Raw genomic sequence first — 13,373 nt, 5'->3', positions numbered from 1 at the left:
CGCCGTTCGATATGGATGCATTTAACTCGCGTCACTCGCTGGTTCCTCCGGGTAGCGGCCCGGCAGGCGGTCACGCGTCGCTCGATGTCAGCGACGTGAGCATCGAGGGGTACGCGCAGGACATCACGCTGCGGCTTTACCGGCAAACGGGCAAGGCCAGCTTGCCGATCCTGCTGTATTTCCACGGCGGCGGCTTCGTGCGCGGATCGATCGACGATGCGGATCTTGCGTCGCGCTATTTCGCCGAGAAATTGCCGGCGCTCGTCGTGTCGGTCGGTTACTCGCTGGCGCCGCAGTTCCCGTTTCCGGCCGCACCGGAAGACGCGCACCGCGCCGTGTTGTGGGTCAAGACGCGCGCGCGCGCTTTTGGTGCAGACACGAAACGGATCGGCGTCGCGGGGTACGACGCCGGCGGCCAGCTCGCCAACTGTCTCGCGTTCATGGCGCGCGACCGCGGCGATGTGCGTATCGAAGCGCAGGCGCTGTTCGGGCCGATGCTGGACCCGAGCCTGACGCGTCTTGGCGATGAAGCGCGGCTGGGCTCGGACATCACCGCAAGCGAATGCGCGGCGTGTTATCGCGCGTATCTGCCGAAGGCGGCGCAACGCATGCATCCGTATGCGGCGCCGCTCGAAGCGGTGCGGCTCGCGAATCTGCCCGACACGCTGATCGCAACCGCGGGCAACGACGTATTGCATGTCGAAGCGGAAAAGTACGCGGGCAATCTGATTGCCGCGGGCGTGCTCACGCAGGTGATCCGCTTTCCGAATCTGTCGCATGCGGCGCTCGCCGATCATCCGGCCGCGCTGCAGGAAGCGGTGAGCTTTTTCCGCTGTCGTTTTGCCGCACGCGATAAGCGCGGCAGCGTGTGAACGGCATGTGTGTGAAGTAAGCCGGCGCACCGCCGCAGTGTGCCGGTCGCGCGCGCGTTTTTGCGCGCCCCTCCGATAAACAAACAAACCAACTTCAAGCCATTTAACCGGAGTCTGTCATGTCATTGCTTCCTCTCTCGCGTACCAGGCTGGCTATCGCCGCCGTGGCCGTTATCGTCATTGCCGGGATCGGCACGCTCGGTGCGATGCGTGTCGATGCGCGTTCCGAATCGTCGGCGCAGGCCGCGCCGCTGACCGAAGTCGACGTCGCCGCGGTCGTGCAGAAAACGATCACCGACTGGCAATCGTATTCGGGGCGTCTGGAGGCGATCGACAAGGTCGAGATCCGTCCGCAGGTGCCGGGCACGATCGTCGCCGTGAACTTCAAGGACGGCGCGCTCGTGAAGAAGGGCGACACGCTGTTCGTTATCGATCCGCGTCCGTACCAGGCCGAAGTCGATCGCGCGGCCGCGCAGCTGGCCGCCGCGCAGGCGCAGCGTCAATACGCGCAAACCGACTGGGAGCGTGCGCAACGCCTGATCGGCGATAACGCGATCGCGAAGCGCGACTACGACGAGAAGCAGAACGCCTCGCGTTCGGCCGATGCCAACGTGAAGGCCGCGCAAGCCGCGCTCGAAGCCGCGCAGATCAACCTCGGCTACACGAAGGTCACCGCGCCGGTATCGGGCCGCGTATCGCGCGCCGAAATCACGCTCGGCAATGTGGTCAGCGCGGGGGCGGGCGCGCCGGTGCTGACCACGCTGGTGTCCGTTTCGCCCATCTACGCATCGTTCGATGCGGACGAGCAGACGTACCTGCAATACATCAGCCAGGTGAAGAACAGCGGCAAGGTGCCGGTCCAACTCGGTCTTGCGAACGAAAGCGGCTACTCGCGCTCGGGCGTCATCGATTCGGTCGATAACCGGCTCGATACGTCGTCGGGCACGATCCGCGTGCGCGCACGCTTCGATAACGCGGACGGCACGCTCGTGCCGGGCCTCTACGCGCGCGTCCAGGTCAGCGGCAGCGCGCCGCACGCGGCGCTGCTGATCGACGATGCCGCGATTGGTACCGATCAGGACAAGAAGTTCGTGCTCGTCGTCGACAAGAGCGACAAGGTCGCCTATCGCGAAGTGCAGATCGGCCACCTGCAAGGCAACCTGCGCGTGATCACGGGCGGTTTGCTGAACGGCGAGCGAATCGTCGTCAACGGCACGCAGCGCGTGCGCCCCGGCGAACAGATCAAGGCGCATACGGTACCGATGACGGGCGGCGACGGCGAGCCGAAGAACGATTCGTCGGTTGCAGAAGGCAAGCCCGCACGCACGAACGCACAGAAGAATTCGTGATGCTCGCGCCGCGCATCGTGTCGATGCGCCAGGCGCTTTAACGTACAGAGCCTCATATGAACATATCCAAGTTTTTCATCGACCGGCCCATTTTCGCGGGCGTGCTATCGGTCCTCATTCTGCTGGCCGGCGTGATCGCGCTGTTTCAGCTGCCGATTTCCGAGTATCCGGAAGTCGTGCCGCCGTCGGTGGTGGTCAAGGCGCAGTATCCGGGTGCAAACCCGAAGGTGATCGCCGAAGCGGTGGCCTCGCCGCTCGAAGAGCAGATCAACGGTGTCGAGAACATGCTGTACATGCAGTCGCAGGCGAATAGCGACGGCAACCTCACGCTCACCGTCACGTTCGCGCTCGGCACGAACCCGGACCTCGCGACGCAGCTCGTGCAGAACCGCGTCAATCAGGCGCTGCCGCGTTTGCCGGAAGACGTGCAGCGTCTCGGCATCACGACGATCAAGAGCTCGCCGACGCTGACGATGGTCGTGCACCTGATCTCGCCGAACGATCGTTACGACATGACGTATCTGCGCAACTACGCGTTGCTCAACGTGCGCGACCGGCTGCAGCGGATTCGCGGCGTCGGCGAAGTGCAACTGTGGGGCGCGGGCGACTACGCAATGCGCGTGTGGCTCGATCCGACCAAGGTATCCGAGCGCAATCTGACCGCGACCGAAGTGGTCAATGCGATTCGCGAGCAGAACATCCAGGTCGCCGCGGGTGTGATCGGCGCATCTCCGTCGATGCCGGGCACGCAATTGCAGTTGCTCGTCAATGCGCGCGGGCGTCTGAAGACCGAGAGCGAGTTTGGCGACATTGTCGTGAAGACGGCGCCTGATGGCGCGGTGACGTACCTGCACGATATCGGGCGCATCGAACTCGCCGCGTCCGAATATGGCCTGCGTTCGCTGCTCGACAACAAGCCGGCCGTCGCGCTGGCGATCAACCAGTCGCCGGGCGCGAATTCGCTGCAGATTTCCGATGAAGTGCGCAAGACGATGAAGGAACTCGCCGCCGATATGCCGGCGGGTGTGCAGTACAAGATCGTCTACGACCCGACGCAGTTCGTGCGCTCGAGTATCGAAGCAGTGATTCATACGCTGCTCGAAGCGATCGCGCTGGTCGTGATCGTCGTGATCGTGTTCCTGCAGACATGGCGTGCGTCGATCATTCCGTTGATCGCCGTGCCGGTGTCGATCGTCGGTACGTTCTCGCTGCTGCTCGCGTTCGGCTTCTCGATCAATGCGCTGTCGCTGTTCGGGATGGTGCTCGCGATCGGTATCGTGGTCGACGATGCGATCGTGGTGGTAGAGAACGTCGAGCGGAACATCGAGCGCGGGCTCACTGCGCGCGAGGCCACCTACAAGGCGATGCAGGAAGTGAGCGGGCCGATTATCGCGATCGCGCTCACGCTGGTTGCCGTGTTCGTGCCGCTCGCGTTCATGACGGGTCTGACCGGCCAGTTCTACAAGCAGTTCGCGATGACCATCGCGATCTCGACCGTGATCTCGGCGTTCAACTCGCTGACGCTGTCGCCGGCGCTCTCGGCCATGCTGCTGCGCGGCCACGACGAGAAGGAAGACTGGCTGACGCGCGGCATGAACCGCGTGCTCGGCGGCTTCTTCCGGCGTTTCAACAAGGTGTTCCATCGCGGCTCCGAAGCGTACGGCAAGGGCGTGACCGGCGTGCTGCGGCACAAGGGCGCGATGCTCGTCGTGTATGCGGTGCTGCTGGCGCTCACGGCCGTCGTCTATCGCGCGGTGCCGGGCGGCTTCGTGCCCGCGCAGGACAAGGAATATCTGATCGCGTTTGCGCAATTGCCGAACGGCGCGTCGCTCGATCGCACCGAAAAGGTGATTCGCGATATGAGCGCAATCGCGCTGAAGCAGCCGGGCGTCGAAAGCGCCGTGGCGTTCCCGGGCCTCTCGGTGAACGGCTTCACGAACAGCTCGAGCGCGGGCATCGTGTTCGTCACGCTCAAGCCGTTCGACGAACGCAAGGGCAAGGCGCTGTCCGCGGGGGCGATCGCGGGTGCGCTGAACGGCCAGTACGCCAGTATCAAGGGCTCGTTCGTGGCGGTGTTCCCGCCGCCGCCGGTGCTCGGCCTCGGCACGCTCGGCGGCTTCAAGATGCAGCTCGAAGATCACGGTTCGGTCGGCTACGCGGCGCTCAACGACGCGGCCGAGGCCTTCGTGAAGAAAGCCTCGCAAACGCCGGAGCTGGGCCCGACGTTCTCGAGCTATCAGATCAACGTGCCGCAGCTGAACGTCGATCTGGACCGCGTGAAGGCGAAGCAGTTGGGCGTCGCGGTGACGGACGTGTTCAACACGATGCAGATCTATCTGGGCTCGCTGTATGTGAACGACTTCAACCGCTTCGGCCGCGTTTATCAGGTGCGCGTGCAGGCCGATGCGCCGTTCCGGGCGACCGCCGAGGACATCGGCCAGCTGAAGACGCGCAATGCGAACGGCGATATGGTGCCGCTGTCGTCGCTCGTGAAGGTGACGCCGACGTTCGGTCCGGAGATGGTGGTCCGCTACAACGGCTACACGGCAGCGGACATCAACGGCGGTCCGGCGCCCGGCTATTCGTCGGGTGAAGCGCAGGCGGCGGCTGAACGCGTCGCGGCCGAGGTGTTGCCGCGCGGCGTGAAGCTCGAATGGACCGACCTCACGTATCAGCAGATTCTCGCGGGCAACGCGGGCCTCTGGGTGTTCCCGATCAGCGTGCTGCTCGTGTTCCTCGTGCTCGCCGCGCTGTACGAGAGCCTGACGCTGCCGCTCGCGGTGATCCTGATCGTGCCGATGAGCGTGCTGTCCGCCTTGACGGGCGTGTGGCTCACGGATGGCGACAACAACATCTTCACGCAGATCGGCCTGATGGTGCTGGTGGGTCTCGCCTCGAAGAACGCGATCCTGATCGTCGAGTTCGCGCGCGAACTCGAACACGACGGACGCTCGCCGATCGCCGCGGCCATCGAAGCAAGCCGGCTGCGTCTGCGCCCGATTCTGATGACGTCGATCGCGTTCATCATGGGTGTGGTGCCGCTCGTCGTGTCGTCGGGGGCGGGCTCGGAGATGCGCCATGCAATGGGTATCGCGGTGTTCTTCGGCATGCTCGGCGTGACGCTGTTCGGCCTGATGCTGACGCCGGTGTTCTATGTCGTGCTGCGCCTGATGGCGGGCGGCAAGATTCACGTTGCACAGAAAGATGCGCCGCATATGGTTGCGCAAACAACCGATGCGTGAAAGCGCGCACTGAGGACGGAAACATGAAAAAAGACCAAACGATGCGCGGCCTCGGCCGCGCGGCAACGAGCGCGCTATTGCTGGTTCTGCTGGCGGCCTGCTCGGTCGAGCCGACCTACCGGCGGCCCGACGCGCCCACGCCGGCCGCCTTCAAGGAAGTGCCGGCAAGCGACGCGAAGGACATGGGCACCTGGAAAACCGCGGAGCCGGCCGACGCCGCGCATCGCGGCGAATGGTGGGCGATCTTCGGCGACCCGGTGCTCAACGACCTCGAGCAGCAGGCCGCCGCGGCGAACCAGGATCTGAAGGCCGCAGCCGCGCGCGTGCAGCAGTCCCGCGCGCTCGTGCAGAACGCGCGTTCCGACTGGTTCCCGACCATCGATGCGGGCTTCGGCCCGACGCGGCAGCGACTCTCGCCGGCGTCGCAGTTCCTGCCGCCGAACGCGAATGTGCCGGCGCAGACGCTGTGGCGCGCCCAGGCGACCGCTTCGTACGAAGTCGACCTGTTCGGCCGCATCAGCTCGAACGTCCATGCAACCCAGGCCGATGCGCAGCAGAGCGAAGCGCTGTTCCGTTCGGTGCAGCTCGCGCTGCAGGCCGACGTCGCGCAGAACTACTTCCAGCTGCGCGAGTTCGATACGCAGGTGGACCTGTTCCGCCAGACCGTGAAATTGCGTGAGGATTCGCTCAAGCTCGTGCAGCGACGCTTTAGCGAAGGCGAGATCAGCGAACTCGATCTGTCGCGCGCGAAGAACGAGCTTTCGACCGCGCGGGCGGATGCGGTCGGCGTGGCGCGGCAGCGCGCGGCATCCGAGCACAGTCTTGCGATTCTGCTCGGCAAGGCGCCGGCGGATTTCTCGTTCCCCGAGACGCCGCTCGTGCCCGTCACCGCACGTGTGCCGGCGGGCTTGCCTTCCGCGCTGCTCGAGCGCCGTCCGGACATCGCCGCGGCCGAACGCGCGATGGCCGCGGCAAACGCGCGTGTCGGCCTCGCAAAGTCCGCGTATTTCCCGAGGCTCGACATCACGGCGGCGGGTGGCTTCGAAGCGGGCACGCTGGCCGACCTGTTCCACTGGTCGAGCCGCGCGTTCCTGCTCGGGCCGTTCGCGGGCACCGCGCTGACCATGCCGATCTTCGACGGCGGCCGCCGCCGCGCCGGTGTCGATCAGGCGCGCGGGAAGTACGACGAAGACGTCGCGCAGTATCGTCAGCAGGTGTTGCAGGCGTTCCGCGAAGTGGAAGACAACCTGTCCGACCTGCGTCTGCTCGACGATCAGATCCAGCAGGAGAACGATGCGGTCAATGCGTCGCAGCGTTCGGCGCATCTGTCGACCACGCAATATACGGAAGGGCAGATTGCGTACCTCGACGTGATCGACGCGGAGCGCCAGGTTCTGCAGACGCAGCTGCAGGCGAGCCAGCTGACCGGCATCCAGGCGGTCGCGACCGTCAACCTGATTCGCGCGCTGGGCGGCGGATGGGGCGATATGAAGGCGAACGATGCGACGCCGGCCGTCGGGATGAACGCGAACGGCGGCACAGAGCAGGTCGCGAAGCAGTAGCGGGATGGCGTTATCCACATCGTTTTGCGTGAGTAACGTCAAATATTCGCTGAGACGGCATTCGCGTTGCCGCGCAATGCTTTGGAAGACGCGCGGGCTAATTGCCGGAGCGGGGCGGCTCGTTGGCATGTCCCCGGAGTTCGCTCAACCGTTTGTCGATAGCCGCGATCTGATGATTGACCTGGCGAATTTGCGACGCTCGCCAGTCTCGCAGCAATGGCGGGTCGATAGCCGGTTTCCGTTGGGCGGCGGCGCCCGACGTCTGGTCGGTTTGCCATAGCGCGGTGTGCCGCCTTAGCCAGCTGCCCGACGCCCGCGAGCGTGGCGGGTCGATGTCCGGCTCCAGTTGCGTAGCGGCGCTTATCGAGCCGGTGTCGATCTCGGCTTGCCATTGCACGATACGCTGCGTTAGCCAGCCGCGCCGCTCCTGCAATTCATCGGCCTCGTGGGATGTGGCGGGCGTCACATCGTCAATTCGTCCTGTGACTTTCGCGGGAACGTTGTGCGTGGCGTCGGTGGCGTCGGTGGCGGCGCCGAGGTGATGTGCGAAGCGGGTTTCGCGATTTGCCGGGCGCGATCCGGCCGGAGCCGGCGGTTGCTGCGCCGGGCGTTGCAAAATGCTCGGCGCGGACGCGGCACGCGCTCCGGCGGACAGCGTCGAAGCCGGGCTTGTTGCTCCCTGAAGTACGGAAGGCTCGGACCGCGGACGGCCAAAGAACTCAAATCGGATCATCTGGCATTTCCTCTCAATTAGGAAGGCGCGCTCCGCAATCCGGCTCCAGCATCGCCAGAACCGGTTGGGCGCGCCAGATCCAGTCGACGTATGGCATGCAAGCCGATGCTAGTATTTTCCGGTCGCTGCCATGTCATGCATGGATAGGCCGAACCGCGTCGGCAAGGTGGCTGCTCGGTACGGCAAGATCCCGCTAAACTGTCGGCACTTGCGCTGCTTGCAGCACTGATGTCGACGGAGAACGCATGAACGACTCGCGCCAGCCGGCCAAACCCGAAGCCCGATCGGATGAGCCGATTCAAGATCTGGGCTCCCTTATTGCCGTCTTGCGTGAAACGGCCGCCGAACGTGACCGCGCGGGTGGTCACGCGGCTCGCGAAAAGCAATGGATTGCCGAGGCGGGACTTCTGACGCTTGCCGTGCCGCGCGAATTCGGCGGCGACTTCGTGCGCTGGCGTGACGTGTACGAAACGATTCGCGCGATCGCGGCCGTCGACAGCGCGCTTGCGCATCTGCTCGGGTTTCAGTGTCTGCAAATCGTGAGCGTCGACGTCTGGGGCAACGACGAGCAACGCGCGCGTTATCTCGGCGGCACGGTCAGGGAACGCTGGTGGTGGGGCAATGCGGTCAATCCGCTCGATACGCGTCTCGTTGCGACCGCAACGACCGACGGCGGCTATCTCCTGAGCGGCGCGAAGGGCTTCTGCTCCGGCACGCGCGGCTCGCAGATGATGACCGTCTCCGGCCACGACGCGGCCGCTGGCAAAGCGGTCTACGGCGTCGTGCCGACCACGCGCGAGGGCATCACGGTCCATGACGACTGGGATCCGATCGGTCAGCGTCAGACCGACAGCGGCACGGTGTCGTTCGACAAGGTGCGGCTCGAGCCGCACGAAGTGATGCAACGCTCGGACGTGCCGCGCGCGACGCTGCGCACGCTGGTTTCGCAACTCGTGCTGACCAATCTCTTCGTCGGCATCGCGCAGGGCGCGCTCGACGAAGCGCGCCGCTATTTCACGCAGTACACGCGGCCGTGGATCACCTCGGGCGTCGCACGCGCGGCCGACGATCCTTACCAGCTGCAGCGCTTCGGCGAAATGCGCCTGAAGACAATCGGCGCCGAAGCAATGGCCGAGCGCGCGGCCCGCGCGCTCGACGAGGCCTGGAATAAAGGCTTCGCGCTCGACGCGCAGCAGCGCGCGCAGGTCGCGCTCGCCACGTCCGAAGCGAAAGTCTTTGCCCATCGCGCCGCGCTTGACGTGAGCGAGGCGCTGTTCGACGCGTGCGGCGCACGCGCGACCGGCGCGCCGCTCGCGCTCGACCGCTTCTGGCGCAATGCGCGCGTGCATACGCTGCACGATCCGCTCGACTACCGCGTCCGCGATATCGGGCGCTACGCGCTCGAAGGGACGCTGCCGGACGTTTCTTTGTACACTTGAGGGAGTCGGCGGCGCACGGCACACGGCCTCGTGGTGCGGCTCGGCTTCAATCAACTCGAGGGTCACCGGCTTGCAGTTCAAACTACCGACTACGGCAACCGCGCCGTTTTGCCCAGCCGAAGTGCAGGGCTCCGTCGCAGTCAATCCCAACGCGCCGTTCTGGAAGCGCATTCTGCAGTTCGCGGGCCCGGGCCTGCTCGTCTCGATCGGCTATATGGACCCCGGCAACTGGGCCACCGACATCGAGGCCGGTTCGCGCTACGGGTATAGCCTGCTGTTCGTCGTCGTGCTGTCTAGCCTGGCGGCCATGGTGCTGCAGTGCCTGAGCATGCGGCTCGGCATCGCCACCGGCAAAGATCTGGCGCAACTGTCGCGGGCCCGCTATTCGCCGGGCGTCGTGCGCGTTCAGTGGCTGCTCGCCGAAATCTCGATCATCGCGTGCGACCTCGCCGAAGTGCTCGGCGGCGCGCTCGCGTTTCATCTGCTGTTCAAGATGTCGCTGACCGCCGGCGTGCTGCTGACCGCGCTCGACACGCTGATCGTGCTTGGCTTGCAGGGTAAGAACTTCCGCGATCTCGAGGCGATCATGCTCGGCCTTATCGCCACGATAGGCGCGGGCTATGTCGTCGAGCTCGCGCTCGTCAAGCCGGACTGGTCGGCCGTGGCGCATGGCATCGTGCCGTCGTGGCAGGCGGTCAGCAGCCGCGAGCCGCTGTATCTCGCGATCGGCATCCTCGGTGCGACCGTGATGCCGCACAACCTGTATCTGCATTCGTCGGTCGTGCAGACACGCGCCGTGAAGCGCAACTCGAAGGGCATCGGCTCGGCGATCGCGATGTCGCGCATCGACACGATTGTCTCGCTGTTGCTCGCGCTGCTGATCAACGCGGCGATCCTGATTCTCGCCGGTGCGGCGTTTCATGCGACCGGCCACAATCAGGTGACCGAAATCGAGGACGCCTACAAGCTGCTCGCGCCGATCGTCGGCACGAGCCTCGCGGCGATTCTGTTTGCGGTGACGCTGCTCGCGTCCGGGCAAAGCTCGACGTTCACGGGCACGGTCGCGGGCCAGGTGATCATGGAAGGCTTTCTCGACCTCAATATCCCATGCTGGCAGCGCCGGCTGATCACGCGCGCGCTCGCGCTGATTCCCGCACTGGTCGGCATTCAGCTGTTGGGGAACGGTGCGGTCGGCACGCTGCTGGTGGCGAGCCAGGTCGTGCTGAGCCTGCAATTGCCGTTTGCGCTGTATCCGCTGATCCGCATGACCGACGACCGCGCGCTGATGGGCGAATTCGCGAACCGGCTCCCCACGCGAATGCTTGCGTGGATGCTGTTCGCGGTGATCAGCGCCGCGAACGTGTGGCTCGTCGTGCAGACGGTGGGGTGGCTGAGCTGAAACCGCGCTGCAAACCGGCGCGCCGCGATGGCGCGCCGGTAGCGGGAAAGAAGCAGGAAAGAAGCGGGGGAAAAAAGCAGGAAGGAAGCGAAACGGACGGTCAGGCTGCGACGAGCGCGGTAGCGGGTTCGAACGCTTCGGTTGCGGCTGCCGCGACTTCGAAGACGGGCTCGCCAACCTGAGGCACGGCCTTCGGCTGCGATCCGGCTTGCGTTTCGAGCTTTGCGGCAGCGGCTTTCTTCGTCTTGCCCGCGCGCGACGGCGGCTGGCATGCGCCGCACACCACGTTGTTCTGCAGATCGTGCTTGTGCGCGACGAACTTGCCCGTGCAGCGGCAGCAGCGCGTGAGCTGCAGCATGTCCGCGTCGAAGAAGCGGACCAGCGTCCAGGCGCGCGTCAGATCGAGCACCGGCTCGGAGTTGGCGTGCTTGCAATGCTCGAGATAGAGCCGGTAACCCTTCGTCAGCGCGTCGAGGTGCGAGCAGCGCGCCTCGTTCTTCAGAAACAGGTACGTGTTATAGAACAGCGACGCGTGAATGTTCGCGAGCCACGTCATGTACCAGTCGGCCGAGAACGGCAGCATGCCTTTCGGCGGCGATGCGCCTTTCACTTCGCGGTACAGACGGATCATGCGGTCGCGGGAAAGCGTCAGTTCGCTTTCCAGCACCTGCATGCGCGCGCCGAGTTCGATCAGCGCGATGGCGCGAAATACCTCTTGCGCGTCTTCGGTCAAGCTTCGCTTGAGCATGGCAGCCCCTCGTTCAGGCAAACTGCTCTGCGGGCTGGCCGGCAAGCAGAATCGCCGTGTGTGTCGAAGCGACTTCCGCGTGCTTCGACGTTTGCGTCAACGCCGACAGCATCGTGTGATCGTTGAAGCGGAAAAAGCATAAAAGCTGGTCGGAAGAGGCCAGCTTGACGATCTGCGCGAGAGACAGACCGGCCAGCAAATCGGCCAATTCCGACGACAGACCCAGCCGGAACATCCCGACTGGCTTGTCCTCGCGCAACATACGTTGCGCAAGCATGATGTACGACAGGTTGATTTCGCGGATAGATTCCAGCGTCTCGCTGCTACGGTCCATTTTTTCGTTCCCGAAGCCCCGATTGTTTATCGGCATTGCTATGCCGTTTGGTCTATCGAGTCGCCGGAAACGTTTGCTCCGGTCGCTCAAGGTCGCTCTGAAACAACTGGCGACTCTTTGATACAGGTCGTTACATTTAGTAACAGCCCGGAGCGAATTGTATGAACACGATTTGCAGAAAGCAATCCTTTTCTCAAAAAAATGTCTCAAAAATTCAACGCAATTCCGGTAAGTTTTTCACAAGGGCGTAATACGCATTCACGGATCGACGAGAGGCGCGGGAAAAACGGCTGGAAGCCTTTATGGGTAAGGGTTAAGGAAAATTTTTCGGACGCCTTGGCAAGGTGCGGGAGGAGGCTGCGGCGTCGAATTCTTTTAAGAAAGGGAAAAGCAAGGGATTGGTGTTCGCGGTAAAAACTGCGGGTATTCGCGGGCGGACGCGAAGCGCGCATTTGTAACGACTATGCGAATTGGATGTAACAAGCAACGCGCGTTCGGGCATTGGTAACTTGTAACGGCCGCCCGGAGCGGGCTGGCTCGAAGCGAGGGCATGCATTCTTAACGGAAAGTGTGAATTGCGCCTCGTCTGCCGCGGCGGCGCGGCTTCCAAGGGGTTCCCAGGGCTCCTGGAGCGCCCAAGGCTCCCTGCGGCTCTCAGCCGTCCGCGTCGTTTATGCCGGGCGTTGCCGGCTTCGCTTGCGCGGCGGTGAGCGCGCGCAATGTGTCGGCGGTCTGCTGGTCGGCCGGGAAGAACGCTTCGATGGCGAGTTCCGAGAGCGTGACATCGACCGGCGTGCCGAACACCGTTGTCGTACTGAAGAACGACAGCATGCCGTGTGGCGTGTCGAGCCGCAACGGCACGGCGATGTGATCGAGCGGCGCAGTTTCTCCCGGCCTCGCGTCCTGAGCGGCTGATTGAGCGGCCGGCGGGGCCGGGTAGCCGGCCAGCTCGTCGTGCAAGGCCGCGAGCGTCGCGTCGCCGCTCACTTCGACCTGCCGTTGCAGCCGCGCGAGCAGGTGCGCGCGCCACGCGTGCCAGTTGACGATCGAAGACGCGATGCCGTCCGGATGCAGCGAGAGCCGCAACGCGTTGACCGGCGGCGCGAGCAGCGCGGGCGCGGCGGACGCGACGAGCGGCGCCAGCGCGCCATTCGCGGCAACGATGGTCCAGTGCCGGTCGACGGCGATGGCCGGATAGGGCTCGTGCCCCTTCAATACCCGCTCGACGGCTTCGCGCGCGGCGCCCAGTTGAGGATCGGACAGCGGCCGCTCGCGAAACAGCGGCGCATAGCCCGCTGCGACGAGCAGCGCATTGCGCGCACGCAGCGGCACCTCGAGCCGTTCGGCGAGATGCATGATCATGTCGCGGCTCGGCGTGGCCCGCCCCGACTCAACAAAGCTCAAATGGCGCGTCGAGACGTCCGCTTCGGACGCGAGCAGCAACTGGCTCATGCGGCGTCGCTGACGCCATTCGCGCAACAGGTCGCCGACCGTCCGGCTCATCGGCGGTACCGCTCGCTCGTTCGGGGAAAGGGTGTGCGTGTCCATGCCGGCGATGATAGCCAATGCACGCACGAAATCCATTACCTCCGAGGTAACGGCATGCGAAAGCGAAGGGGTCGCCACCTCTGCGCGGCAGGAATACATCTGCAAGCGTGGGTGTTTTGTCTTTCGCAGGCTGTTTCGATCTGCCGT

The 13,373-nt window shown here is 64.6% G+C and carries 10 protein-coding genes; 6 read left to right on the top strand and 4 right to left on the bottom strand.

Annotated elements, in window-relative coordinates; translation table 11 throughout:
* The first annotated feature begins 11 nt into the window (after positions 1 to 11).
* From ACYPXD_RS27490 to ACYPXD_RS27475, 4 genes are all read left to right on the top strand, one after another.
* Positions 12 to 872 carry an alpha/beta hydrolase gene (locus ACYPXD_RS27490; protein WP_459718890.1) on the top strand — a complete coding sequence of 287 codons (861 nt, stop codon included), beginning with the start codon at positions 12 to 14 and terminating at the stop codon, positions 870 to 872.
* A 119-nt stretch (positions 873 to 991) separates the two neighbouring features.
* Positions 992 to 2,221, top strand: coding sequence for an efflux RND transporter periplasmic adaptor subunit (locus ACYPXD_RS27485; protein ID WP_459718887.1), 1,230 nt, complete (start codon positions 992 to 994; stop codon positions 2,219 to 2,221).
* 56 nt (positions 2,222 to 2,277) lie between these two features.
* Positions 2,278 to 5,463 carry an efflux RND transporter permease subunit gene (locus tag ACYPXD_RS27480; protein WP_459718884.1) on the top strand — a complete coding sequence of 1,062 codons (3,186 nt, stop codon included), beginning with the start codon at positions 2,278 to 2,280 and terminating at the stop codon, positions 5,461 to 5,463.
* Positions 5,464 to 5,486: 23 nt separating this feature from the next.
* On the top strand, positions 5,487 to 7,025 hold the full coding sequence (locus ACYPXD_RS27475) for an efflux transporter outer membrane subunit (protein ID WP_459718881.1): 1,539 nt from the start codon (positions 5,487 to 5,489) through the stop codon (positions 7,023 to 7,025).
* A 97-nt stretch (positions 7,026 to 7,122) separates the two neighbouring features.
* On the opposite strand, the gene ACYPXD_RS27470 is transcribed toward ACYPXD_RS27475, so the two are convergent.
* Positions 7,123 to 7,758, bottom strand: a complete 636-nt coding sequence (locus ACYPXD_RS27470) for a hypothetical protein (RefSeq protein ID WP_459718878.1) — start codon at positions 7,756 to 7,758, stop codon at positions 7,123 to 7,125.
* 245 nt (positions 7,759 to 8,003) lie between these two features.
* Here ACYPXD_RS27470 and ACYPXD_RS27465 point away from each other — a divergent pair, with 245 nt between their 5' ends.
* Positions 8,004 to 9,197 (top strand): acyl-CoA dehydrogenase family protein, encoded by a 1,194-nt coding sequence (locus tag ACYPXD_RS27465; RefSeq protein WP_459718874.1) that lies wholly within the window; start codon positions 8,004 to 8,006, stop codon positions 9,195 to 9,197.
* Between the two features lie 70 nt (positions 9,198 to 9,267).
* On the top strand, positions 9,268 to 10,596 hold the full coding sequence (locus tag ACYPXD_RS27460) for an Nramp family divalent metal transporter (protein WP_459718871.1): 1,329 nt from the start codon (positions 9,268 to 9,270) through the stop codon (positions 10,594 to 10,596).
* A 100-nt stretch (positions 10,597 to 10,696) separates the two neighbouring features.
* Here ACYPXD_RS27460 and flhC read toward each other — a convergent pair whose 3' ends face one another.
* The 3 genes from flhC to ACYPXD_RS27445 form a co-directional block, all read right to left on the bottom strand.
* The gene (flhC, locus tag ACYPXD_RS27455; protein ID WP_459718868.1) at positions 10,697 to 11,344 is read right to left on the bottom strand and encodes a flagellar transcriptional regulator FlhC; all 648 of its coding nucleotides are present in this window, start codon (positions 11,342 to 11,344) and stop codon (positions 10,697 to 10,699) included.
* A gap of 13 nt (positions 11,345 to 11,357) precedes the next feature.
* Entirely contained in the window at positions 11,358 to 11,678 is a 321-nt protein-coding gene (gene flhD, locus ACYPXD_RS27450; RefSeq protein WP_075161601.1) for a flagellar transcriptional regulator FlhD, read from the bottom strand.
* A 654-nt stretch (positions 11,679 to 12,332) separates the two neighbouring features.
* A complete protein-coding gene (locus tag ACYPXD_RS27445) occupies positions 12,333 to 13,226 on the bottom strand; it encodes a helix-turn-helix domain-containing protein (RefSeq protein WP_459718861.1) in 894 nt (297 codons plus the stop codon).
* Positions 13,227 to 13,373 lie beyond the last annotated feature (147 nt).

This window comes from Paraburkholderia sp. 2C (genome assembly GCF_054589215.1).
This window is presented reverse-complemented; position numbering and strand designations above follow the sequence as displayed.